Origin of the sequence: Spiribacter roseus (assembly GCF_002813635.1) — a bacterium.
GTDB classification, from domain to species: Bacteria; Pseudomonadota; Gammaproteobacteria; order Nitrococcales; family Nitrococcaceae; genus Spiribacter; species Spiribacter roseus.
Map to the genome: position 1 here is coordinate 1722819 of NZ_CP016382.1, position 22615 is coordinate 1745433.

Sequence of the window (22615 nt, forward strand, 5' to 3'; positions counted from 1 at the left end):
AGGGGTCAATTCAGCGGTCTTGGTTGAGACAATGACACTAGATTACCGCCGTGCGCAATTCCTTCTGTCCGCCGCACAGCTCGAGCAACTGCCCCCCGACCAGGGCGCCGAGGTGGCCTTAGCCGGGCGCTCGAACGCCGGCAAGTCCAGCGCACTCAACGCCATCACCGACCAGAAGCAGCTCGCCCGGGTCAGCAAGACGCCCGGGCGGACCCAGCAGATCAACGTCTTCCCGCTGACCGACGATGTCACGGCGACGCGCCTCATGGATCTGCCCGGCTATGGCTACGCCAAAGCGCCGCCCTCGGTCCGTAACCACTGGCAGCAGGTGCTGCCGCAGTATCTCGAAGGTCGCGAGAGCCTCCGCGGTCTGGTGCTGATCATGGATATCCGCCACCCGCTGGGCCCGCTGGATCAGCAGATGCTGGCCTGGTGCGATGCCGCCGGGCTGCCCGCGCATATCCTGCTCAGCAAGGCTGACAAGCTGCGCCGCGGCGCGGCGGGCAACACCCTGCAGGCGGTCCGACGTGACGCCGGCGGGCACTGCGCCATGGCGACGGTGCAACTGTTCTCGGCACAGACGCGCCAGGGTGTGGAGGCCGCCCGTGAGCAGCTCGACCGCTGGTTGCAGACATAAAAAACCCCGGCATCCAGGGGGGGTGGATGCCGGGGACGTTTGGCCCGGTCATAGGGGGGTGAATGACCGGGCCAGACTGACCCGCGCTCAAGGGAGGGAGTCGCGGGCCGCGCCGGGCACTGACGCACTTATAATGACAGCGCCGGTCACGGCGAAGTTCAGTGCGCGGTGTCCCAGTCGTCGCCGACTCCGACCTCCACCTCCAGCGCCACGTCGAGATCCGCCGCATCGGCCATGAAACCGCGGATCCGCTCGCCGATCGCGGCTTCCTCGCCCGCCGGCACTTCCAGCACCAGCTCGTCGTGAACCTGCATGACCAGCGTCGCGTCGGGCTGCTCGCGGGTGATCCAGTCGTCCACCGCAATCATGGCGCGCTTGATGATGTCGGCGGCCGTCCCCTGCATGGGGGCGTTGATGGCGGTGCGCTCGGCATACTGGCGGCGCTGGTTGTTGCGGCTGTTGATCTCGGGCAGGTAGAGCCGCCGGCCATAGACCGTCTCGACATAGCCCTGCTCGTGGGCCCGGGCGCGGGTCGCGTCCATGAACGCGCGGACACCCGGGTAGCGCTCGAAATAGCGATCGACATAGCTCTGCGCCTCACCGCGCTCGATGCCCAGCTGGCGGGCGAGCCCCCAGGCCGACATGCCGTAGATGAGGCCAAAGTTGATGGCCTTGGCGGCGCGGCGCTGGTCGTCGCTGACCGCCGCGGCCTCACCCCCGAACACCTCGGCGGCGGTGGCGGCATGGATATCCAGGCCCTCGGCAAACGCCCGGCGCAGCCCGTCGTCGCCGGACAGATGCGCCATGATGCGCAGCTCGACCTGCGAGTAGTCCGCCGCCATCAGCCGATAGCCCGGCGTGGGCACGAAGGCGCGACGGATGCGCCGGCCCTCGGGCGTGCGGATGGGGATGTTCTGCAGGTTGGGATCCGACGATGACAGCCGCCCGGTGGCCGCCACGGCCTGATGGTAGGAGGTATGCACCCGCCCGGTTCCGGGGTTGATCAGCCCGGGCAGCTTTTCGGTGTAGGTCGAGCGCAGCTTCGAGACGCCGCGATAGTCGAGGATCAGGCGCGGCAGGTCATGACCCTGAGCGGCGAGCTCCTCGAGGACCGACTCGGCGGTGGAGGGGGCGCCCTTGGGGGTCTTGGCCAGCACCGGCAGGCCCTGGCGCTCGTAGAGGATCTCCTGGATCTGCTTGGGCGAGCCGAGGTTGAAGGGCCCGCCGGCGGCTTCATGGGCCTGCGACTCGAGCCGCTGCATGGTCTCCGCGAGCTCGCGGCTCTGGGTGGCCAGCAGTCCGGCATCCACCCGCACGCCAGTGCGCTCAATGCGCGAGAGCACCGGCAGCAGCGGCAGCTCGATGGTCTCGTAGACCGATCGCGGCCCGCTGCGCTCGGCCAGCGACGGCCACAGCGACTCGTGCAGACGGAGGCTGATGTCGGCGTCCTCGGCGGCATAATCCACCGCCTGATCCAGGCCGACCTGATCGAAGGTGATCTGCCGGGCGCCCTTGCCGGCCACCGCCTCATAGCCGATGGGCCGATAGTTGAGGTATTTCTGCGCCAACGAGTCCATGTCGTGGCGCGCCGCCGTGGCATCCAGGCAGTACGACTCGAGCATGGTGTCGTGGACCACGCCGCGCAGGGTGATGCCGTGATTGGCGAGCACGCTCATGTCGTATTTGAGGTTCTGCCCCAGCTTGCCGGCCTCCGGGTCCTCGAGCAGCGGTCTGAGCCGCTCAAGCGTTGCCTCACGATCCAGCTGGCGGGGCTGATCCGGGCCGGTGTGCGCCAGCGGCAGATAGGCCGCCTCGCCGGCGGTCACGGCAAACGACACACCGACGATGCGGGCACGCATGTAGTCAAGGCTGTCGGTCTCCAGATCCAGGGCAAAGCAGGGTGCCGCCGCCAGCCGCTCCAGCCACTCGTCAAGGCGGTCCTCATCCTGGATGCACTCGTAGTCCGCCTGGGGGTCGGCCGGATCATGCCGGGTGACCGCCGGCGGCGGGTCGTCGCCATCGCCATCGGCTTCGACCTCACGCAGCCAGGTGTTGAACCCGAGATGGCGGTAACGGCGGGCCAGTTCGTCGCGATCAGGGTCCGCCAGTCGGATGGCGAGTGGCTCAAGCGGCAGATCGACGTCGCAGTCAATGGTCGCCAGCTGCCGCGAGAGGTCCAGCTCGTCGAGGTGCTCGCGCAGGCTCTCGCCCACCTTGCCGCCGATCTCCCCGGCATGGGCACGGATGCCATCGATGGACTGGTACTGGGTCAGCCACTTGGCGGCGGTCTTGGGTCCCACCTTGGGGACGCCCGGGATGTTGTCCGAGGTATCGCCCACCAGGGCCAGATAATCGATGATCTGCTCGGGCGGCACGCCGAACTTGTCGATGACCGCGTCGCGGTCGAGGGTGGTGTTGGACATGGTGTTGAGCAGGGTGACCGCGCCGTTGACGAGCTGCGCCATGTCCTTGTCACCGGTGGAGATCAGCAGCGTCAGCCCCTCATCCCGGCCGCGCACGGCAAGGGTGCCGATGACGTCGTCCGCTTCGACGCCGCCGACTTCGATCAGTGGCAGGCCCATGGCCCGCACCACCGCCTTGAGGGGTTCGAGCTGAGCGGCCAGATCATCCGGCATGGGCGGGCGGTTGGCCTTGTACTCGGCGAACAGTTCGTCACGGAATGTCCGGCCCGGGGCGTCAAAGACGACCCCCATGTGCACCGGGCGATAGTCCTCGATCAGTCGGCGCAGCATGCTGATCACCCCATAGACGGCGCCGGTGGGCTCGCCCGCGCTATTGGTCAGCGGCGGCAGGGCGTGATAGGCGCGGTACAGATAGGACGAGCCGTCCACCAGCAGCAGGCGCTTGTCGGGGTCACTCATGGCAGTCTAGATCCGTTCGAGGTTGGCATAGGCGGCGACGAGCCACTTGGTGCCCGCATCGTTGAAGTTGACCTGGATGCGGGCGTTGGGGCCGTTGCCCTCGCAGTCGAGGACCACGCCTTCACCGAAGCGGCTGTGCTGGACCCGTTCCCCCAGGCCGAACTCGGCCTGGGTGGCGGGGCTCTCGCCCAGGCCGCTGCCCGCGGCATCCGGGCCGGTCACCGAGAAGCGCGCCCGCACCTCGTCCACCAGCGCCGGGGGCAGCTCGCGGATGAACCGCGAGGCGATGGCGAAGTCGTCACGACCATGCAGGCGGCGGCGCTCGGCATAGGTGATCAGCAGGCGCTGACGCGCCCGGGTGATGCCGACGTAGGCCAGCCGGCGCTCCTCTTCGAGTCGGCCGGGTTCCTCCACCGACATGCGATGCGGGAACAGCCCCTCCTCGAGCCCGGCCAGGAACACCACCGGAAACTCCAGGCCCTTGGCCGAGTGCAGGGTCATCAGCTGCACGCAGTCCTCCCAGGCACCGGCCTGGCCTTCCCCGGCCTCCAGCGCGGCGTGGGCGAGGAACGCGGTCAGCGGATCCATCTCGGCCTCGGCGGTGTTGTCCTGCTCGAAGTTGCCGGCCGCGGTGATCAGCTCGTCGAGGTTTTCAAGCTTGTCCTGGGCCCGGTCAGAGCCGTCCTTGCCCAGGTGCCCGCGCAGCCCGGTCCGGGTGACGACGGTCTCGATGCGGTCGGCCAGGGCGGCGTCGGCGGTCTCGCGGTCGAGTCCGTCGATCAGCTCGACGAACGCGCGCAGGGCGTTGCCGGCCCGGGCCGGCAGCCCGCCCGGCCGGCTTACCAGTTCGCGGGCGGCGGCCCACAGGCTGACCCCCTGATCGCGGGCGGTCAGGCGCAGCGTCTCGACCGTGCGGTTGCCGATGCCACGGGTGGGGGTATTGATGATGCGCTCCAGCGCGGCACTGTCATCGCGATTGGCAAGCAGGCGCAGATAGGCCAGGGCGTCCTTGATCTCGGCGCGCTCGAAAAACCGCAGCCCACCGTAGACCCGGTAGGGGATGCGGCGCGCCATCAGGGCTTCCTCAAACGTGCGCGACTGGGCGTTGGAGCGGTAGAGGATGGCGACGTCGCTGCGCGCCAGGCCCTGTTCCTCGACCATCGCCATGAGCCGCTCGACCACGAACCGGGCCTCGTCCTGCTCGTTGAACGCGGCGTACAGGGCGATGGGCTCGCCAGCCTCGCCTTCGGTCCAGAGCTTTTTGCCCAGCCGGTCGCTGTTGCGCGCGATCAGGGTGTTGGCGGCGTCGAGGATGGTGCGGGTCGAGCGGTAGTTCTGCTCAAGCCGCAGCACCCGGGTGTGCGAGTAGTCGTTGCGGAAGCGCTCGAGGTTTTCCACCCGCGCGCCACGCCAGCCATAGATCGACTGATCGTCGTCACCGACGATGAACACGTCCGACTCGGGCCCGGCGAGCAGCTTGAGCCACTCGTACTGAATGCCGTTGGTGTCCTGGAACTCGTCCACCAGCACATGGCGGAAACGCCGCCGGTAGTGGCCCAGCAGCTCGAGGTGGTTCTGGAGCATTTCCACCGTGCGCAGCATCAGCTCGGCGAAGTCCACCACCCCGGCGCTGCGGCAGGCCTGTTCGTAGGCGGCGTAGACCCGCGCCATCTCGCCACTGTAGGGATCGGCACTGTCCAGGTCCTCGGCCCGCTCGCCGGCGTCCTTGCGGGCATTGATGAAGCCCTGCAGCTGACGCACCGGCCAGCGGTTTTCATCGACTTCAAGATCGCGCATGACGCGCTTGACCAGACGCCGCTGGTCCTCGCTGTCGAGGATCTGGAAGCCCTGGGGCAGGCCCGCTTCCTGCCAGTGCAGGCGCAGCAGCCGGTGACTGAGGCCGTGGAAGGTGCCCACCCACAGGCCCGAGCCATTGATGCCGAGCAGCGACTCGATGCGCGCGCGCATCTCGGCGGCGGCCTTGTTGGTGAAGGTGACGGCCAGCAGGTTCCAGGGGGTGGCACCCTCGACCCGCACCAGCCAGGCGGCGCGGTGGGTCAGGACCCGGGTCTTGCCGCTGCCGGCCCCGGCCAGCACCAGGGCATGCCCCTGCGGGGCGGTGACGGCCTCGCGCTGGGCGGGGTTGAGCGGATCGATGAGATCAGAGACATCCATGCCGCCGGAGTATATCAGCGCGCCCGGTGACTAGGGGGTCGGCAGCGCCCTGACCGGCGGCAGATCACGGATGAGTTCGGCGAGCGCACTGACCACCGGTTCGCGGGCACAGCCGCGGCGGCGATAGATGGCCAGTTCGCGCACCGGCGGGCTGCCGCCGGCGAAGGGCCGCACCGCCAGCCCGTCGGTGGCATTGCCCGCTGCCTGCACCGCCAGGGTGGGCAGCAGCGTCACGCCGGCACCGGTGGCGACCATCTGGCGCAGGGTCTCGAGACTGGTGGCGCGGAAGTCCTGATGCTGCTGGGCGCCCACCCGCGAGCAGAAGTCGAGGGCCTGATCGCGCATGCAATGCCCTTCCTCGAGCAGCAGCATGGGCGTGGCGTCCAGGTCGTCCCGGCTGATCTCGGCCCGGGCGGCCAGCGGATGCGACTCCGGCAGCGCCACCTCGAACGGCTCCCTGAAAAGCGGCTGCGCGATCAGCCCCTCGTCAGGCACCGGCGCGCCCATGATGGCGGCGTCGAGGGTGCCCTCGCGCAGCCGGTCGATGAGCCCGCGGGTGCGTTCCTCATGGAGCAGCAGCCGCAGCTTGGGATAGCGCGCCTGCAGGATCGGGAACAGATGCGGGATCAGATAGGGCCCCAGGGTGGGGATGATGCCGATGCGCAGATCCCCGCTCATCGGGTCCCCCGCGGCGCGGGCGACGCTGACCAGATCGTCCACCTCGTCGAGGATCTGCCGGGCCCGCTCGGTGATCATGCGGCCGATGGGCGTGACCAGCACCCGCTTGCTGGTGCGCTCCACCAGCTGCACCTCGAGATAGGCCTCGAGCTTCTTGATCTGGGTGCTCAGGGTGGGCTGGCTGACGAAACACGCCGCCGACGCCCGGCCAAAATGCTGATGGTCGGCGACGGCGACGAGATAGCGCAGATCGCGAAAGTTGACGTGGTTCATGGGCGCATCCCGAGGGATATCCGGAAAACCCCCATTCTAGCGCGGGATTACCCCGGATGCGCGAATCAGCCCGCCGACAGGCAGGTCACCAGACGTTCGCTGAGCTGATTGATCAGCGTCGTGTAGTAATCCCCGTCGGCGGGGATCTCGCTGCCCAGCGGATCCAGCACGCCGGTGCGGGCATCGGTGCCACTCAGCACGGTGTCCACCATGGCCGGGTTGAACTGCGGCTCGGCGAACACACACTGCACGTCGCGCTCGGCGACGATGTCGCGGATCTCGGCGATGTGCGCCGGGCCCGGATCGCGGGCGTCACTGAGTGAGATGGCGCCGACGGTGTTCAGGTCAAAGCGGCGCTCGTAGTACTGATAGGCGTCGTGGAAGACGATGAACGCCTCGTCATGGACCCCCTCGAGCTCGCCGCGCACCTCGCGGATGAGTCCGTCGATCCGATCCCGGGCGGCGTCGGCGTTAGCCTGGTAGCGCTCGGCATTGGCGGGATCATGGCGGGCCAGGGTGTCGGCGATCACGCCCAGCCAGTGCTGTGCGTTGACCGGGTCCAGCCAGGCATGCGGATCAACCCCCTCGTGGGCATGGCCTTCGTGCTCGTCATGGCTCTCGTGGCCCTCGTGGCCCTCATGACTCTCATGCCCGTCATGGGCGGCCTCGGCCAGCACCCGGTCGCGAAAGCCATGGCGCAGCGTCCCCTCGGTGTGCAGCAGCGCCACTGAGTCGGCGTTACCGGCCAGGTTGTCCAGCGCACCGGTCAGCCATGGAGTCAGTTCATCGCCCACCCAGAACACGATGTCGGCGTTTTCAAGCGTGGCGGCCTCGCTGGGGCGCAGCGAATAGCTGTGGGGCGAGGCGCCGCGCTGGATGACCATGGACGGCTCGGCCACCCCGTCCATCACCTGGGTGACCAGCGACTGCACCGGCGCGACGTCGGTGGCGACGCGCGGTGCCGCCAGCGCCGGCGCGGCGATGACGCCGAAAATCAGGCCCAGCAGGGCGGCACGGGGTCGCGGTAGGGCGGAAGTGGACCGGCGTTTCATGAGAAACTCTCCTTCGCAGGCTGTTTATGTAACGATATACTATAACATTAGTTCACCGGGTTGAAAGATGCCGAATCCACAGACTCCCTTAATACAGGCGGACAGCCTCAATATGCGGATCAATGACAACCCGATCCTGCAGGACATCACGCTGAGCCTGTCCGCCGGCGAAATCGTCACCGTGGTCGGGCCTAACGGGTCGGGCAAGTCGACGCTGCTGCGCGCGCTGATCGGGGCCATGAGGCCCACCAGCGGGCGCATCACCCGGGCGTCCGGCCTGCGTCTGGGGTATGTGCCGCAGCGCCTGCACATCGACCCGACGCTGCCGCTCAGCGTCCGGCGGTTCCTGAACCTGCCCCGCCGCCACTCGCGGCAGGCCATTGATCAGGCGCTGGAGCAGGCCGGTCTGCCCGGCCGCGCCGACAGTGCCCTGACGTCGCTGTCCGGCGGGCAGTTCCAGCGGGCGCTGATGGCCCGGGCACTCATCGACGCGCCCAATCTGCTGATGCTCGACGAGGCCTCGCAGGGGCTGGATCAGGCCGGCACCGCCGAGTTCTACCGCCAGCTCGAGCACATCCGCGACCGCCTGGGCTGCGGGATCCTGTTGGTCAGCCATGACCTGCATGTGGTGATGCGTGCCGCCGATCGGGTGATCTGTCTCAACCACCACATCTGCTGCCAGGGCCGGCCCGAGGCGGTGACCGCCGCGCCGGAATACCGCGCCCTGTTCGGCACCGATGACGACACGGCGCTGGCGCTGTTCCGGCATAACCCCCATCACCATCCCCACGATGCCCACACGGAGCCCGACCATGCTGGATGACTTTCTGGTCCGCGCCACCCTCGCGGGGCTGGGTGTGGTACTGGCCGCGGCACCGCTCGGCTGCTTTGTAGTGTGGCGGCGAATGGCCTTTTTCGGCGCCGCCACCGCCCACGCCGCGGTGCTGGGCGTCGCGCTTTCGCTGGCGCTGTCGATGTCGATCTTCGTCGGTGTGCTGGCGGTCTCGCTGCTGATGGCGGTGACGGTCAGTCTGCTGAGCGACCGCGGCTATGCCATGGACACCCTGCTGGGGGTGATGGCGCACTCGTCACTGGCCTTCGGTCTGGTGGCCGTGTCGTTTCTCAGGGACGTGCGCATCGACCTGATGGCCTACCTGTTCGGCGATATCCTGGCGGTGGGGCGCAGCGACCTGGCGATCATCTGGGGCGGCTCGCTGCTGGTGCTGGGCCTGACCCTGTGGCGCTGGCAGGCGCTGCTGCTGACCACGGTCAATGCTGATCTGGCCTATGCCGAGGGCCTCGAGCCGTCGCGCGAGCGGCTGATCCTGACCCTGGCGCTGGCGATTGTGGTGGCGGTGGCCATCAAGGTGGTGGGGGTGCTGCTGATCGCGGCGTTGCTGATCATTCCCGCCGCCACCGCGCGGCCGTTCAGCCGCACGCCCGAGCGCATGGCAATGGCCGCGGCCGGTCTGGGGGCGCTGGCGGTGCTGGGTGGCATGTGGGGGTCGTGGCAGTGGGACACGCCCACCGGCCCGACCATCGTCTGTGTATCGGCCACGCTCTTCGCGCTGCTGGCCGGTCTGGCGCGCAGCCTGCCGGGCCGCCATCGGGCGGTTTGACACGGCACGGTGGGGCTGGGAGCGTGAAGGCCATCGTCACACCCGCAACGGAGCACGCTGGAATGGATATTCCCCATATTGATGAATCCCTCGGCCATGCGCTTTTCAAGGCCACGGCCGATCATTCCCTGAACGCCATCACCATCACCGAGGCGGCGGATGATGGCAGTGCCGGGCCGATCATCTACGTCAATCCGGCATTCACCGAGATGACCGGCTACACCGCCGAGGAGGTCGTCGGCCAGACGCCGGGCATGCTCCAGGGCCCCAAGACCGAGGCCGCCGTGCTGCAGCGTCTGGGTGAGCAGATCCGCCGCGGCGAGGTGTTTCATGGCGAGACGGTCAACTACCGCAAGGACGGCCGCGAGTTCATCCTTGAGTGGAAGGTGATCCCGGTCCGGCAGGACGGGCGGGTCACCCACCACGTCGCCGTGCAGTACGACGTCACCGGCGAGATCTAGCCCCCCGGGGCCGGCGGCGTATCGGCCCGGGTGGCGTCCAGCGCCCGGGACAGGTCATCGATCAGGTCGTCCGGGTCTTCCAGCCCCACGCTCAGACGCACCAGCGGCCCGCGATCCGCGCCGGTCTCGAGGCTGCGGGTATCGTGCAGGCTGCAGGGCAGCGCCAGGCTCTCGAATCCGCCCCACGAGGCACCGCGGCCGAACAGTTCCAGTTTATCGACGAAAGCGGCGGCGCGGTGGGCGACGCCGGGCGCCAGTTCGATACTGAAAAGCCCCGCGGCGCCGTCGAACTCGGCCCGCCACCGGGCATGGTCCGGGCTGTCTGGCAGGGGTGGATAGTGCACCGCCGCCACTTGGTCGCAGGCGTTCAGCCAGTCCGCCAGACGCAGCGCCCGCTCGGCATGGGCGGGATAGCGGATATGCAAGGTCCGCGCGCCGCGCAGCACCAGCGCACAGTCATCGGCGGACACCGCCAGCCCCAGCAGCACACTGGCCTCGTGGAGGGCCTCGAAGGTCGCGGCGGTGGCGGTGACCGAGCCCATGAGCACATCCGAGTGCCCGCCCAGATACTTGGTGCCGGCGACGATGGACAGATCGGCGCCGTGCTCCAGCGGCCGATAGCAGTATCCCGACGCCCAGGTGTTGTCGCAGACCACCAGGACGTCGCCGTGCGCGTGGGCGATGGCGACGATGCCGGCGATGTCCTGCAGCTCCATGGTCACCGAGCCGGGGGTTTCGGTGTAGATCATCCGCGTGGTGGGCTGCAGCAGCCGCGCCAGATCGGGCTCGCGGGGGCTGTAGAAGTCGTAGCGGATGCCGCGCTCGTGCAGGAAGCGGTCCAGCAGCTGGCGGACCGGTGCATAGACCGTGTCCACCACCAGCAGATGGTCGCCGGGGCGCAGAAAGCCCAGCAGCACCGCGGCGATGGCCTCGAGCCCGGAGCTGTAGAGTTTGGTGCCGTGGCCGTTCTCAAGGTCGGTGATCAGATCCTCGAGGGCGAAACCGGTGGGCGTGCCCCGCACCCCGTAGGTGAATGACTGCGCGCCGGCGCTGCCGGGCTGCTGGGCGGCGGCCATGTCGGCCATTGATGCGAAATCCACGGTGGCCGCCCGCACCACCGGCGGGTTCACCGGTCGCCGGCCGTCCACATAGGGCGGTCGTGCGCCATGCACCAGTCGCGTCCCGCGTCCCACGGCTGTCTCCTTCTCGTCCCGGGTCATGGCCGTCAGCATGGCAGGATTCGCCGGACTGACAAGTCAAGGCTGATCCGCAGGCCGCCGGGCGTGTATGGTCAGGGGTGATCCCAATGGATTCATCAGACAACAGGAGCCAAACCATGGACGTTCTCTACACCACGACGGGCACCGCCACCGGCGGTCGCGATGGCCACGCAGCGACCCGCGACGGCTCGCTCGACGTCAAGCTGACCGCGCCGAAAGAGCTCGGCGGCCCGGGCGGCGAGGGCACCAACCCCGAGCAGCTGTTTGCCTGCGGCTATTCGGCCTGCTTTCTGGGCGCCATGCAGTTCGCCGGCGGTCAGGCGGGCATTCAGGTGCCGGCCGACACCAAGGTGACCGCCGACGTGGCACTGGGCAAGCGCGATGATGGCCAGGGCTTTGCGATTGGCGTGGACCTGTCGGTGGAGCTGCCGGGCGTGGACCGCGCCGACGCCGAGAAGCTGGTCGAGGCCGCCCACGTGGTCTGCCCCTACTCCTACGCGACGCAGGGCAATATCGACGTCACCACGACCATCGCCTGAGGGCCGTCAGCCGCGGGTGACGGTCACATCCACCGAGCCCATGGCTTCGATGTGACCGACCAGCCGATCCCCCGGGATGACCGGTGCCACGCCGGCCGGCGTCCCGGTGAGGATGATGTCCCCGGCCGCCAGCGTGAACCGCGCCGACAGGGCGGCGATCACCTCGGGCAGTGACCAGATCTGCTGATTGAGGTTGCCCCGCTGGCGTACCTCGCCGTTGACCGCCAGCTCGATGGCCCCTTCGGCATGGTCCCCGCATTGATCCACAGGCGTCAGCGCCGAGCAGGGTGCGGCGTCATCAAAGGCCTTGGCATCAATCCACGGCCGACCCCGGGCCTTGGCCTGGGCCTGCAGGTCGCGGGCGGTCATGTCCAGCGCCACGCCATAGCCCCAGACACAGCCCAGTGCCCGGGCGGTGGGGATGTCGCGACCGCCCTCTCCCAGCCCCACCATCAACTCGATCTCATGCTGCACGTCCCGACTGCCCGCCGGATAGGGGAAAAGCCCGTCGGTGCGCAGGTTTTCGGGGTTTTTCTGAAAAAAGAACGGCGGCTCGCGGTTCGGGTCATGACCCATCTCGGCGGCATGATCGGCGTAGTTGCGCCCCACGCAGTACACCCGCCGCACGGGAAAGCCACCCCCACCGGTCACCGGCAGCATCCAGCGCGGCGGCAGTGGGATCACCGGGTCGCTCACAGCATCTTCTCCCCGGTATCGCGGCCCGGGGTCACACCAGTGGTCATCCACGCCGGGCCCGCCTCCAGCGAGGCCTTCTTCAGCTGCCAGCGAAAGCGGTAGAACCCGCCGTCCCGGGCCACCACCCGCACCCAATAGACGGCACGCTCATCGCCCTCGCCCACGGGGGTGATCTCGGCACGGCTGTGGTTAATGAGCACCCCGTAACCCGGGCCCTTGAGCATGCGCTTGAAACGCGGCAACGGGCCCGTGACGGCGCGGTTGTCAGGATGGGCAAACGCCCAGACCTGCTCGATGCCGGCGTTGGGGGTGGGGCTGTCGTTGTCACTGAGGGCGTCGAGCTGGATGCGGACCACCTCGCGGGCGGCCAGATCCGGACCGGGGACCGCCGGCTCGCTGGCGCCGGCCAGCCCGGCCAGCCCGGCCATTAGCAGACCCGCGCTCAGGCCCTGACGGAATCGCGAAACCAACATGGCGAATCATCCTCTAAAGCGGGTACACACCCTGTGACAACACGCTTCCGATATTCTTCGACATCGGGTTAGAGTGCAATCAACGCAGCGGCTGACGCCCACCGGGAGAGACATGGTCAAAACCAGCGCCACCGCGATGATCCGCCGACCCAGCCCCGTGGTGTTCGCGTTCGTGGTCGATGGCTTCATCGACAACTATCCCCGCTGGTCGCCGGAGGTGAAAAGCCTCAAGGCGCTGACGGAGGGCCCCCTCGATCTGGGCTGGAAAGGCCGGCAGATGCGCGTCGACCAGGGCCGGAAGACCACCACCGATTTCGAGGTGACCGCCCTCGAGCGGCCGCAGCGGATCAGCTTCAGGGGTGTGAAGGATCCGTATTTCATCGACTTCCACTTCAGCGACGAGGGCGGGCAGGCCACGCGGCTGACCTTCCGTTTTGAGCTCGGTCAGCTGGGCATGGCGTTCCGGCCGTTCGAAAAGCTCATCACCCACGCCGTGCAGACCGGCGTCGACCGGGTCGCCCGCAATCTCAAGCACCTCGTGGAATCGGAAACGCCCGACCCCGCCCGTGCCCCCTCAGGAGAGCAGTGATGGCATTCATCCCCGAAAAAGACACCGGCCTCATCCCCAACATGCTCACCCAGATCCTGGATACCTGTGTGAACGGCATCACCTTGTCGGACCCGGATCAGCCGGACAACCCGATCGTGTTCGCCAACAAGGTCTTCGAGGACATGAGCGGTTACCCACAGGAGGAAATCATCGGCCGCAACTGCCGCTTTCTGCATGGCGACGACCGGGACCAGCCCGGACTCGAATCGATCCGCGAAGCGATGCGCACCGAGTCCCGGGTCGAGGTGGTGCTGCGCAATTACCGGCGCAGCGGCGAGATGTTCCACAACCAGCTCACCGTACAGCCGCTGCATGACGAAAACGGCCAGCTGATCTACTACCTGGGCGTTCAGTACGACATCACGCCCATCGTCACCGCCCGCGAAGAGGCCGATCGCATGGCGGCGCTGTTCAACCGCCCGGATGAAGCATGAAAAGCCCCGCCGCCACCGCGATCATGATCGCGGCATAGGGCAGGTTCCAGCGCAGGATCTGTAGCGGCTGCAGGGCATACGCCCCCTGCAGGGCCAGATTGAGGGCCGACAGGGGGCTGACCGCCACGCCGATGCCCCAGGCGGCGAGGAAACAGCTGGCCAGCAGACTGGGGTCGGGGTCCAGCGGCGCCACGACCGCCGCTGCGGCGGCCACGCCGATCACCGGATGCACCCCGACAATGGCCAACCCCACCAGCAACGCCAGCAACAGCCCCGCCTGGGGGCCGCCGAACCGCTCGAAGGGCAGCGCCAGCCCGGTCACCGCCACCAGACTCATCAACCCGGCCGCCATCACCCCCGCGGACAGGAACAGCACCAGCTCGCCGCGCATCGCCGGCAGACCACTGCGGACATGATCGGCCAGTGTCCGCGCCGTATGCCGCTGATTGATCAGTAGCGCCGCGGCGGTGACGGTGGGTGCCAGCAGGGCGATCAGACCCAGCACCGACAGTGAGGGCCGCCAGCTGTGGGCCAACAGGATGGCCAGGGCCAGCAACCCCGGCAGCCAGAGACTGCTGAAGTTGATCGGGTAGCCGACAAAGCCCTCGGCATCCAGCGCGCTGACATCGCGGAAGGTGATCAGCAGGGCAACCAGCGCGAGGGGCACACCGAACGCCAGCAATGTCGGCAGCCGGGCGCCCGGGGCGTAGGTAAGCGCCGCGGCCATGGCGGCAAAAAACGGTGACCAGAACGCCGCGCTGCCAAAGCCGCGCACCAGGGTGATGGTCTGCTGGCGGCTGAGGGTGCGGCCGTCGCTCATGCGCCTTGCCATGATGAACACGGTGGGCAGATTGACCACGGATCCGAACAGGTGCACGCCAGCCAGGGTGGTGGCAAGGCTGCGCCGGCCGAGCGGCACCTGCGCCGAGGCGGCGGCGGGTGGCACGGCGATCAGGCGCAGAAAACTCACCGCGCCCAGCATCGCGATCAACAGCGCGTTACCGGCCACCGCCGTGCGCCAGTCCACTGTCCCCTCGGCGAAAAAACCAACGCCAAGGCCCAGCGCCCCGACGGCGAGTAGAACACTGCTTTGAATGCGGACCCGGCGCGGCACATCGCGCCAGAGGATGACACCGGCCAGCCAGGCCGGCAGCCCGGCGGCCAGCAGCGGCACCGCACCGGTGAGACTGGCGACGGCGCTGAGCGCGATGCAGGCCGTCAGCGCCAGCCCCGCGACCGTGGCCGGGACCGGCTTAAAGGGCCGGATCATCGACTTAATGACGCGAAAGTCACTCCACCGTGACCGATTTCGCCAGATTGCGCGGCTTGTCGACATCGGTGCCCTTGAGCACGGCCACGTGATAGGCCAGCAGCTGCAGCGGCACGCTGTAAAGCAGCGGAGCCACCGCCTCGTCCACGGATGGCAGAGCAATCACCTGACAGTCGTCGGAGGCCGCCGGGGCCGCGGCCGGGTCGGCGAACACATAGAGCCGGCCACCGCGCGCGCGGACCTCCTGGAGGTTGGATTTGAGCTTTTCCACCAGGTCGTTGTTGGGCGCTGCGGTGACCACCGGCATATCCGCGTCCACCAGCGCCAGCGGCCCGTGCTTGAGCTCACCGGCCGGATACGCCTCGGCATGGATGTAGGAGATCTCCTTGAGTTTGAGCGCCCCCTCCATGGCCACTGGATACTGGGTGCCGCGCCCCAGGAACAGGGTGTGGTGCTTGTCGATGAATGCCTCGGCCAGTGTCTCGATGTGGGGCTCCAGCCCCAGCACGGTCTCGATCTGGCGCGGGATCTGACGCAGGGCCCGGACCAGGCGGGCTTCCTCGTCGCGACCCAGCTGATGGGCCCGGCCGGCGGCGATGACGGTCAGCAGCAGCGCGGTGAGCTGCGTGGTGAAGGCCTTGGTCGAGGCAACCCCGATCTCGGGCCCCGCCCGGGTCATCATCACCCGGTCCGACTCCCGCACCAGCGAGCTCTCGGGCACATTGCAGATCGCCAGCGTCGCCCGATAGCCCAGGGTCTTCGCCTCGCGCAGCGCCGCCAGGGTGTCGGCGGTCTCCCCGGACTGCGACAGCGTCACGAACAGCGTGTCCGGGGCGACGACATGCGCCCGGTAGCGGAATTCGCTGGCCACCTCGACATCGCAGGGCAGACCCGCGATCGACTCGAACCAGTAACGCGCCACCAGCCCGGCGTGGTAGCTCGTCCCGCAGGCGACGATCTGCACGCGCCGGACATCGGCCAGCAGGCGGCTGGCGTCGGGGCCCAGCGCCTCGGGCAGGATCCGGTCGTCACTGACGCGGCCCTCGAGGGTCTCGGCGATGGCGGCGGGCTGCTCATGGATCTCCTTGGCCATGAAATGCCGGAAGGCGCCGCGCTCGACCGCGTCGGCGGTGAGCGTCGAGGTCCGTACCCCGCGCTCCACGGCCCGGCCGTCGGCATCATAGACCTGCACCGCCGAGCGGGTGAGCTCGGCCACATCGCCCTCCTCGAGGTCGATGAACTGCCGGGTCACCGGCAGCAGCGCCGCCACGTCCGAGGCAATGAAATGCTCACCAATGCCCACCCCGATCACCAGCGGGCTGCCGCTCCGCGCCACGATCAGGCGCTGGGGATCGCGTCGCGAGATCACGCCCAGCGCAAAGGCGCCGGTCAGCTCGGCGATGACGGCGCGGGTGGCCGCAAGCAGGTCATCGCCCAGTTCAAGGCGTTCGTGGATGGCGTTGACGATGGCCTCGGTATCGGTCTGTGACTCAAAGTGGTAACCCGCCGCGGTCAGTCGCTCGCGCAGGGCTTCGTGATTCTCGATGATGCCGTTGTGCACGATCGCCACGTCGTCACGCGCGACATGGGGATGGGCGTTGGCTTCGGTGGGCGCGCCGTGGGTGGCCCAGCGCGTGTGCGCCACACCCACCGGGCCATGATGGGGCGCGGCCGCCTGGGCGGCGGCCAGGGCCTCGACCTTGCCCACCGCGCGGTGGCGCTGTAGCGATCCGTCGGCGGTCAGCAGCGCCAGGCCGGCGGAGTCATAACCGCGGTACTCCAGTCGCCGCAGCCCCTCCAGCAGGATCGGGGCGACGTCCCGTTCCGCGATTGCACCAACGATTCCACACATCCAGCGTCTCCCTTGTCAGTGATCGTTATGCCCGGAGCGCCAGCCACTGATCTCGCGGCGCTGGCCGCGATCCACCGCCAGGCTGTCTTCGGCCACGTCCTCGCGCACGGTGGTGCCGGCCCCCACGGTGGCACCGGCACCGACATGCACAGGCGCCACCAGCGCGGTGTTGGAGCCGATGAACACGCGGTCACCGATCTGCGTGAGGTGCTTGTGCCGGCCGTCATAGTTACAGGTGATGGTTCCGGCGCCCACATTCACATGCCGACCGAGGCGGGCGTCACCGATGTAGGAGAGATGATTGATCTTGCTGCCGGCGCCGACCCGGGCCTGCTTGACCTCGACAAAATTGCCGACCCGGGCCGCCGTCTCCAGTTCGGTCCCCGGTCTCAGCCGCGCGTAGGGGCCGACCTGACAGTCTTCGGCGAGGGTCGCCGAGATCAGCTCACAGTGGCTCAGCACCTCGCTGCCGGCACCGATGCTGCAGTCCCTGAGTCGGCTGAAGGGGCCCACCCGGACGCCGTCGCCCAGGGTGACGTGCCCTTCGATGATGACGTCGACATCGATGAAGCAGTCCATGCCCACACGCAGACTGCCGCGTAGGTCAAAGCGCGCCGGATCGGCAAGCCCCAGGCCCTGGTCGCGCATCAGGGCGTCGGCCTGGCGGCGCTGGCAGGCGCGCTCGACGGCGGCCAGCTGCCCCCGGTCATTGACGCCCTGGACCTCGTCGGGGTCGTCACAGACCACCGGCTCGACGGCGAGCCCGGCGTCGTGGGCGAGGGCGATGCAGTCGGTCAGGTAGTACTCCCCCTGGGCATTGCCCGTGTCGAGGGCCTCGAGCCAGCCACGCAGGGCGCGCGCCGGCAGACAGAGCAGGCCGGTGTTGATCTCGCGGATGGCGCGCTGGGCCGGCGTGGCGTCCTTTTCCTCGACGATGCCCTGGATGCGCCCGTCGGCGGCGCGCAGGATCCGGCCATAACCGGTGGCATCGCCAAGGCTCACGGTCAGCACCGAGACCCCGTCCGCGGCAGCGTCCACCAGCGTGCGCAGGGTGCGGGCGCGGATCAGGGGCACATCGGCACACAGCACCAGCACCTGATGGTCATCAGGGATATGTGGCAGGGCCTGACGCACGGCATGGCCGGTGCCAAGGCGCTCGGCCTGATGGACCCAGTGCAGGTCGGCATCGGGGAATCCGGCGCGGACGGCCTCGCCGCCATGACCATGAATGACATGGATCGCAGCCGGCTCGAGGGTGCGCGCGGCCTCAAGGACGTGGGCCAGCATCGGCTGCCCTGCCACCGGGTGCAGCACCTTGGGGGTGTGGGAGCGCATGCGTTTGCCCTCGCCGGCGGCGAGGACAACGACACTTAAGGGGGGACTGGACATGGGACTCCTTCCCGCCCGCCAGGGGCCGTCCAGCCGGGATCAGGTCCGGTTGGCGGCCTTGCGGATCTTCTGGACCGTTCGCAGCTGGGCCGCGGCTTCGACCAGTTCGGCCTGGGCGCGGGCGTAATCCACCTCGCTGGTGCGGTTGGCGAGGGCCTCTTCGGCCCGCTTGCGCGCCTGTTCCGCAGCGGCTTCATCAATGTCATGGGCGCGGGTCGCGGCATCCGCGAGCACCGTGACCACATCGGGCTGCACCTCCATGGTACCGCCGGAGACATAGTAGAACTGCTCTTCGCCAAACTCGTCGCGCACCGTCACCTCGCCCGGCTTCAGCTGCACCAGCATGGGGACGTGGCGCGGGTAGATGCCCACTTCGCCCCCCACCGAACGCGCCACGATGAAGGTCGCGGCGCCGGAGTGGATCGACTCCTCGGCGCTGACGATGTCGATATGCATGGTAATGCCCATAGCGGCCCTCCCTTAGAGGTTGCGGGCCTTCTCGACGGCCTCGTCAATGGTGCCGACCATGTAGAAGGCCTGCTCCGGCAGGTCATCATGCTCGCCGTCGACGATGGCCCGGAAGCCGCGGATGGTCTCCTTCAGCGACACGTACTTGCCGGGGGAGCCGGTGAACACCTCGGCGACGAAGAACGGCTGCGAGAGGAAACGCTGGATCTTACGCGCCCGGGTCACGCTCTGCTTGTCTTCTTCCGAGAGCTCATCCATGCCCAGGATGGCGATGATGTCCTGCAGCTCCTTGTAGCGCTGCAGCACCTGCTGGACGTCCTGCGCGGTGTCGTAGTGCTCCTTGCCGACCACCTGCGGGTCGAGCTGACGCGAGGTGGAGTCGAGCGGATCGACCGCCGGGTAGATGCCCAGCTCCGCGATGGAGCGCGCCAGCACGATGGTGGCGTCCAGATGCGCGAAAGTGGTCGCGGGGGACGGGTCGGTCAGGTCGTCCGCCGGCACATAGACCGCCTGGATCGAGGTGATCGACCCCTTGCGGGTGGAGGTGATGCGCTCCTGAAGCACGCCCATCTCCTCGGCCAGCGTCGGCTGATAGCCCACCGCCGACGGCATCCGGCCGAGCAGCGCCGAGACCTCGACACCCGCCAGCGTGTAGCGGTAGATGTTGTCGATGAACATCAGCACGTCACGGCCTTCGTCACGGAAGTACTCGGCCATGGTCAGGCCGGTCAGCGCGACGCGCAGGCGGTTACCCGGCGGCTCGTTCATCTGCCCGTAGACCAGGGCGACCTTGTCGAGGACGTCGGAGTCCTTCATCTCATGGTAGAAGTCGTTGCCCTCGCGGGTCCGCTCACCGACGCCGGCGAACACGGAATAACCCGAGTGCTCGATGGCGATGTTGCGGATCAGCTCCATCATGTTGACGGTCTTACCGACACCGGCACCGCCGAACAGGCCGACCTTGCCGCCCTTGGCGAACGGGCAGAGCAGGTCGATGACCTTGATGCCGGTCTCGAGCAGCTCGGTGGAACCCGCCTGCTCCTCATAGGAGGGCGCCTCGCGGTGGATCGGCCAGTGCGTCTCGGCACCGATCCCGCCGACGTCGTCCACCGGCTCGCCGAGGACGTTCATGATGCGGCCGAGGGTCTTTTCCCCCACCGGCACCGAGATCGCTGCCCCCGAGTTGGTCACTTCAACACCGCGCTGCAGGCCGTCGGTGCTGCCCATGGCGATGGCCCGAACGACCCCGTCGCCGATCTGCTGCTGCACCTCGAGGACCAGCCCGTTGGATTTGATATCGAGTGCGTCATAGATCTTCGGGACAGCGTCGCGGGGGAACTCAATGTCCACCACGGCACCGATGATCTGGACGACCTTTCCTGAACTCATAGCGCGGTTCCTCTTCGCGAAAGCGTTTTATTCGGTTGGGGTTTGCCGTTCACGCTAGACGGCCTCGGCGCCGGCCACGATCTCGGAGAGCTCGGTGGTGATCGCGGCCTGACGCGCCTTGTTGTAGGCAAGGTTCAGGTCGTCGATCAGTTTTCCAGCGTTATCGGAGGCGGCCTTCATGGCCACCATGCGTGCGGCCTGCTCGCAGGCGATGTTCTCGACCACGGACTGGAACACCAGTGACTCGATATAGCGCTCGAGCAGCTGATCCAGCGCCTCGCCCGCGGACGGCTCGTAGAGATAATCCCAGCTGTGCGCCGAGCGGGTGCCGTCATCCTGTTCCGGCGCCGGCAGCGGCAGCAGCTGCTCCACCGTCGGCTTCTGGGTCATGGTATTGACGAAGCGGTTGTAGCACAGCACCACGCGGTCGATCTCGCCGCTGGCGTACTGGTCCATCATCACCTTCACGGTCCCGATGATGTCCTGCAGCGCCGGCCGGTCACCCAGCTGCGAGACCTCGGCGACGATCGCCGGGGGCAGGCGGCTGAAGAACTGAATGGCCTTGGAGCCCACCGTGCACAGCCGCACCTCGCGGCCGGCAGCCTCCTGATCACGCAGATCGGTGAGCACCGAACGGAACAGGTTGTTGTTCAGCCCGCCGCAGAGCCCGCGGTCACTGGAGACCACGATGTAGCCGACGCGCTCGTCGGTCTCGGGCGTAGTCAGGAACGGGTGCCGATATTCCGGATTGGCCAGCGCCAGGTGACTGATCACCTGACGCATCTTCTCGGCATAGGGCAGGGCCGCCTGCATGCGCTGCTGAGCGCCGCGCATCTTCGACGCCGCGACCATCTCCATGGCCGTGGTGATCTTCTGCGTGTTGCCGACACTCTTGATCTGAGTGCGTATTTCCTTTGCGCCGGACATACCGTACTACCCTTGTGACCCGTTACCAGGTACCCGTTGCCTTGAAGTCATCAAGCGCCGCCTTGAGCTGGCTCTTGATCTCGTCGGTGTAGTCGCCGGACTCGTTGATCGCGTTCATCAGCTCGGGCGCATTGTTGGCGACATGCTGATGCAGGGCCGCCTCGAAGTCGCTGACCTTCTTGTTGTCGAGGTCGTCGAGGTACCCCTCGTTGAGGGCGAACAGCGAGACCGCCATGAACGCGACCGACAGCGGCGCGTACTGGCCCTGCTTGAGCACTTCCATGGCGCGCTGGCCGCGCTCGAGCTGCTTGCGGGTGGACTCGTCCAGGTCCGAGGCGAACTGTGCGAACGCCGCCAGCTCCCGGTACTGCGCCAGCGCCAGGCGGATACCGCCACCGAGCTTCTTGATGATCTTGGTCTGGGCCGAGCCACCGACACGCGAGACCGACAGACCGGCGTTGATCGCCGGGCGGATGCCCGCGTTGAACAGGTCGGTCTCGAGATAGATCTGACCGTCGGTGATCGAGATGACGTTGGTCGGCACGAACGCCGAAACGTCGCCGGCCTGGGTCTCGATGATCGGCAGCGCAGTCAACGAACCGGTCCTGCCCTTGACCTCGCCGTTGGTGCGGCGCTCGACATCGGCCTCGTTGATCCGGGCGGCCCGCTCGAGCAGCCGCGAATGCAGATAGAACACGTCGCCCGGGAACGCCTCGCGGCCCGGCGGGCGGCGCAGCAGCAGCGAGACCTGGCGATAGGCCACCGCCTGCTTGGACAGATCATCGAATACGATCAGCGCATCCTCGCCGCGATCGCGGAAGAACTCGCCCATGGTGCAGCCGGCGTACGGGGCAATGAACTGCAGCGCCGCCGACTCGGCCGCCGAGGCCGCCACCACGATGGTGTGATCGAGGGCGCCATGCTCCTCGAGCTTGCGGACCACGTTGGCGATCGACGAGGCCTTCTGGCCCACCGCCACGTAGATGCACTTAATGCCGGTGTTCTTCTGGTTGATGATGGCGTCGACCGCCACCGCGGTCTTGCCGGTCTGGCGGTCGCCGATGATCAGCTCACGCTGACCCCGACCCACCGGCACCATGGAGTCGATGGCCTTGAGGCCGGTCTGTACCGGCTGATCCACCGACTGGCGGTCGATGACGCCCGGCGCCACCTTCTCGACCGGTGCGGTCTGCTCGGTGGCCACCGCGCCCTTACCGTCGATGGGCTCGCCCAGCGAGTTGACCACGCGGCCCAGCAGGGCCTCGCCCACCGGCACCTCAAGGATCCGCCCGGTGGTGCGCACCGTGTCGCCCTCGTTGAGGTGCGAGTAGTTGCCCAGCACCACCGCACCCACCGAGTCGCGCTCGAGGTTGAGCGCCATGCCATAGGTGTCGCCGGGGAATTCCAGCATCTCGCCCTGCATGACATCGCTGATGCCGTGGATGCGCACGATGCCGTCGCTGACGCTGACCACCGTGCCTTCGTTGCGCGCTTCCGCGACGGCTTCGAAGCCCTCGATGCGCTGTTTGATCAGGTCACTGATTTCCGTGGGATTGAGTTGCATCTAATCT

At 67.8% G+C, this 22615-nt stretch carries 21 protein-coding genes; 7 read left to right on the forward strand and 14 right to left on the reverse strand.

The features are described 5' to 3' along the window. The first annotated feature begins 31 nt into the window (after positions 1 to 31). The gene (yihA, locus tag BBH56_RS08500; protein ID WP_148122562.1) at positions 32 to 637 is read left to right on the forward strand and encodes a ribosome biogenesis GTP-binding protein YihA/YsxC; all 606 of its coding nucleotides are present in this window, start codon (positions 32 to 34) and stop codon (positions 635 to 637) included. Between the two features lie 158 nt (positions 638 to 795). Here yihA and polA read toward each other — a convergent pair whose 3' ends face one another. The 4 genes from polA to BBH56_RS08520 all read right to left on the reverse strand — a co-directional run bounded on the left by polA (position 796) and on the right by BBH56_RS08520 (position 7697). Beyond that, positions 796 to 3519 carry a DNA polymerase I gene (gene polA, locus BBH56_RS08505; protein ID WP_148122563.1) on the reverse strand — a complete coding sequence of 908 codons (2724 nt, stop codon included), beginning with the start codon at positions 3517 to 3519 and terminating at the stop codon, positions 796 to 798. Between the two features lie 6 nt (positions 3520 to 3525). Further along, the gene (gene uvrD, locus BBH56_RS08510) at positions 3526 to 5694 is read right to left on the reverse strand and encodes a DNA helicase II (protein WP_148122564.1); all 2169 of its coding nucleotides are present in this window, start codon (positions 5692 to 5694) and stop codon (positions 3526 to 3528) included. 30 nt (positions 5695 to 5724) lie between these two features. Continuing rightward, positions 5725 to 6645, reverse strand: coding sequence for a LysR substrate-binding domain-containing protein (locus tag BBH56_RS08515; RefSeq protein ID WP_148122565.1), 921 nt, complete (start codon positions 6643 to 6645; stop codon positions 5725 to 5727). A gap of 65 nt (positions 6646 to 6710) precedes the next feature. Further along, positions 6711 to 7697: a zinc ABC transporter substrate-binding protein gene (locus tag BBH56_RS08520; RefSeq protein ID WP_148122566.1), complete on the reverse strand. Its 987-nt coding sequence runs from the start codon at positions 7695 to 7697 to the stop codon at positions 6711 to 6713. Positions 7698 to 7809: 112 nt separating this feature from the next. Between BBH56_RS08520 and BBH56_RS08525 the strand changes: the two genes are divergently transcribed. The 3 genes from BBH56_RS08525 to BBH56_RS08535 all read left to right on the forward strand — a co-directional run bounded on the left by BBH56_RS08525 (position 7810) and on the right by BBH56_RS08535 (position 9777). Further along, positions 7810 to 8520 (forward strand): metal ABC transporter ATP-binding protein, encoded by a 711-nt coding sequence (locus BBH56_RS08525; protein ID WP_318262535.1) that lies wholly within the window; start codon positions 7810 to 7812, stop codon positions 8518 to 8520. Further along, positions 8510 to 9316, forward strand: a complete 807-nt coding sequence (locus BBH56_RS08530) for a metal ABC transporter permease (protein ID WP_148122568.1) — start codon at positions 8510 to 8512, stop codon at positions 9314 to 9316. The genes BBH56_RS08525 and BBH56_RS08530 overlap by 11 nt, the downstream gene beginning before the upstream one ends. Positions 9317 to 9378: 62 nt before the next feature. Further along, a complete protein-coding gene (locus BBH56_RS08535) occupies positions 9379 to 9777 on the forward strand; it encodes a PAS domain-containing protein (RefSeq protein ID WP_069133791.1) in 399 nt (132 codons plus the stop codon). On the opposite strand, the gene metC is transcribed toward BBH56_RS08535, so the two are convergent. Continuing rightward, positions 9774 to 11009, reverse strand: coding sequence for a cystathionine beta-lyase (metC, locus tag BBH56_RS08540; protein WP_198515213.1), 1236 nt, complete (start codon positions 11007 to 11009; stop codon positions 9774 to 9776). The two genes, BBH56_RS08535 and metC, sit on opposite strands and share 4 nt — an antisense overlap. Positions 11010 to 11113: 104 nt before the next feature. On the opposite strand from metC, the gene BBH56_RS08545 reads away from it, so the two are divergent. Beyond that, entirely contained in the window at positions 11114 to 11536 is a 423-nt protein-coding gene (locus tag BBH56_RS08545) for an organic hydroperoxide resistance protein (protein WP_148122569.1), read from the forward strand. Between the two features lie 6 nt (positions 11537 to 11542). On the opposite strand, the gene BBH56_RS08550 is transcribed toward BBH56_RS08545, so the two are convergent. Both BBH56_RS08550 and BBH56_RS08555 read right to left on the reverse strand, forming a co-directional pair. Then, positions 11543 to 12232 carry a fumarylacetoacetate hydrolase family protein gene (locus BBH56_RS08550; protein WP_198515214.1) on the reverse strand — a complete coding sequence of 230 codons (690 nt, stop codon included), beginning with the start codon at positions 12230 to 12232 and terminating at the stop codon, positions 11543 to 11545. Beyond that, positions 12229 to 12705, reverse strand: a complete 477-nt coding sequence (locus BBH56_RS08555) for a hypothetical protein (RefSeq protein ID WP_157809142.1) — start codon at positions 12703 to 12705, stop codon at positions 12229 to 12231. The genes BBH56_RS08550 and BBH56_RS08555 overlap by 4 nt, the downstream gene beginning before the upstream one ends. Positions 12706 to 12817: 112 nt before the next feature. Here BBH56_RS08555 and BBH56_RS08560 point away from each other — a divergent pair, with 112 nt between their 5' ends. Beyond that, a complete protein-coding gene (locus BBH56_RS08560; protein WP_144346853.1) occupies positions 12818 to 13294 on the forward strand; it encodes an SRPBCC family protein in 477 nt (158 codons plus the stop codon). Beyond that, positions 13294 to 13749 (forward strand): PAS domain-containing protein, encoded by a 456-nt coding sequence (locus tag BBH56_RS08565; protein ID WP_148122571.1) that lies wholly within the window; start codon positions 13294 to 13296, stop codon positions 13747 to 13749. The genes BBH56_RS08560 and BBH56_RS08565 overlap by 1 nt, the downstream gene beginning before the upstream one ends. Here the strand turns inward: BBH56_RS08565 and BBH56_RS08570 are convergent. Genes BBH56_RS08570 through atpA form a run of 7 tightly spaced genes read right to left on the reverse strand, consistent with a single transcriptional unit; the run spans position 13727 to position 22608 of the window. Then, positions 13727 to 15019 (reverse strand): hypothetical protein, encoded by a 1293-nt coding sequence (locus tag BBH56_RS08570; RefSeq protein ID WP_148122572.1) that lies wholly within the window; start codon positions 15017 to 15019, stop codon positions 13727 to 13729. The two genes, BBH56_RS08565 and BBH56_RS08570, sit on opposite strands and share 23 nt — an antisense overlap. Before the next feature lie 19 nt (positions 15020 to 15038). Then, the gene (glmS, locus tag BBH56_RS08575; RefSeq protein WP_148122573.1) at positions 15039 to 16871 is read right to left on the reverse strand and encodes a glutamine--fructose-6-phosphate transaminase (isomerizing); all 1833 of its coding nucleotides are present in this window, start codon (positions 16869 to 16871) and stop codon (positions 15039 to 15041) included. A 15-nt stretch (positions 16872 to 16886) separates the two neighbouring features. After that, positions 16887 to 18260 (reverse strand): bifunctional UDP-N-acetylglucosamine diphosphorylase/glucosamine-1-phosphate N-acetyltransferase GlmU, encoded by a 1374-nt coding sequence (glmU, locus tag BBH56_RS08580; protein ID WP_148122574.1) that lies wholly within the window; start codon positions 18258 to 18260, stop codon positions 16887 to 16889. 39 nt (positions 18261 to 18299) lie between these two features. Further along, on the reverse strand, positions 18300 to 18728 hold the full coding sequence (locus BBH56_RS08585) for a F0F1 ATP synthase subunit epsilon (protein ID WP_069133807.1): 429 nt from the start codon (positions 18726 to 18728) through the stop codon (positions 18300 to 18302). Between the two features lie 12 nt (positions 18729 to 18740). Continuing rightward, on the reverse strand, positions 18741 to 20117 hold the full coding sequence (gene atpD, locus BBH56_RS08590; protein WP_148122575.1) for a F0F1 ATP synthase subunit beta: 1377 nt from the start codon (positions 20115 to 20117) through the stop codon (positions 18741 to 18743). 54 nt (positions 20118 to 20171) lie between these two features. After that, a complete protein-coding gene (atpG, locus tag BBH56_RS08595) occupies positions 20172 to 21044 on the reverse strand; it encodes a F0F1 ATP synthase subunit gamma (RefSeq protein WP_069133811.1) in 873 nt (290 codons plus the stop codon). Between the two features lie 22 nt (positions 21045 to 21066). After that, entirely contained in the window at positions 21067 to 22608 is a 1542-nt protein-coding gene (atpA, locus tag BBH56_RS08600) for a F0F1 ATP synthase subunit alpha (protein ID WP_144346858.1), read from the reverse strand. Between the last annotated feature and the right edge of the window lie 7 nt (positions 22609 to 22615).

Excerpts from the sequence above, each read along its gene's own strand:
- metC (WP_198515213.1), bottom strand. The coding sequence starts at position 11,009 with ATGCTGACGGCCATGACCCGGGACGAGAAGGAGACAGCCGTGGGACGC.
- BBH56_RS08535 (WP_069133791.1), top strand. The coding sequence starts at position 9,379 with ATGGATATTCCCCATATTGATGAATCCCTCGGCCATGCGCTTTTCAAG.
- atpA (WP_144346858.1), bottom strand. The coding sequence starts at position 22,608 with ATGCAACTCAATCCCACGGAAATCAGTGACCTGATCAAACAGCGCATC.
- uvrD (WP_148122564.1), bottom strand. The coding sequence starts at position 5,694 with ATGGATGTCTCTGATCTCATCGATCCGCTCAACCCCGCCCAGCGCGAG.
- BBH56_RS08570 (WP_148122572.1), bottom strand. The coding sequence starts at position 15,019 with ATGATCCGGCCCTTTAAGCCGGTCCCGGCCACGGTCGCGGGGCTGGCG.
- glmS (WP_148122573.1), bottom strand. The coding sequence starts at position 16,871 with ATGTGTGGAATCGTTGGTGCAATCGCGGAACGGGACGTCGCCCCGATC.
- BBH56_RS08530 (WP_148122568.1), top strand. The coding sequence starts at position 8,510 with ATGCTGGATGACTTTCTGGTCCGCGCCACCCTCGCGGGGCTGGGTGTG.
- BBH56_RS08565 (WP_148122571.1), top strand. The coding sequence starts at position 13,294 with ATGGCATTCATCCCCGAAAAAGACACCGGCCTCATCCCCAACATGCTC.
- BBH56_RS08585 (WP_069133807.1), bottom strand. The coding sequence starts at position 18,728 with ATGGGCATTACCATGCATATCGACATCGTCAGCGCCGAGGAGTCGATC.
- polA (WP_148122563.1), bottom strand. The coding sequence starts at position 3,519 with ATGAGTGACCCCGACAAGCGCCTGCTGCTGGTGGACGGCTCGTCCTAT.
- BBH56_RS08545 (WP_148122569.1), top strand. The coding sequence starts at position 11,114 with ATGGACGTTCTCTACACCACGACGGGCACCGCCACCGGCGGTCGCGAT.
- BBH56_RS08525 (WP_318262535.1), top strand. The coding sequence starts at position 7,810 with ATGCGGATCAATGACAACCCGATCCTGCAGGACATCACGCTGAGCCTG.
- glmU (WP_148122574.1), bottom strand. The coding sequence starts at position 18,260 with ATGTCCAGTCCCCCCTTAAGTGTCGTTGTCCTCGCCGCCGGCGAGGGC.
- atpD (WP_148122575.1), bottom strand. The coding sequence starts at position 20,117 with ATGAGTTCAGGAAAGGTCGTCCAGATCATCGGTGCCGTGGTGGACATT.
- atpG (WP_069133811.1), bottom strand. The coding sequence starts at position 21,044 with ATGTCCGGCGCAAAGGAAATACGCACTCAGATCAAGAGTGTCGGCAAC.
- BBH56_RS08555 (WP_157809142.1), bottom strand. The coding sequence starts at position 12,705 with ATGTTGGTTTCGCGATTCCGTCAGGGCCTGAGCGCGGGTCTGCTAATG.
- BBH56_RS08520 (WP_148122566.1), bottom strand. The coding sequence starts at position 7,697 with ATGAAACGCCGGTCCACTTCCGCCCTACCGCGACCCCGTGCCGCCCTG.
- BBH56_RS08515 (WP_148122565.1), bottom strand. The coding sequence starts at position 6,645 with ATGAACCACGTCAACTTTCGCGATCTGCGCTATCTCGTCGCCGTCGCC.
- yihA (WP_148122562.1), top strand. The coding sequence starts at position 32 with ATGACACTAGATTACCGCCGTGCGCAATTCCTTCTGTCCGCCGCACAG.
- BBH56_RS08560 (WP_144346853.1), top strand. The coding sequence starts at position 12,818 with ATGGTCAAAACCAGCGCCACCGCGATGATCCGCCGACCCAGCCCCGTG.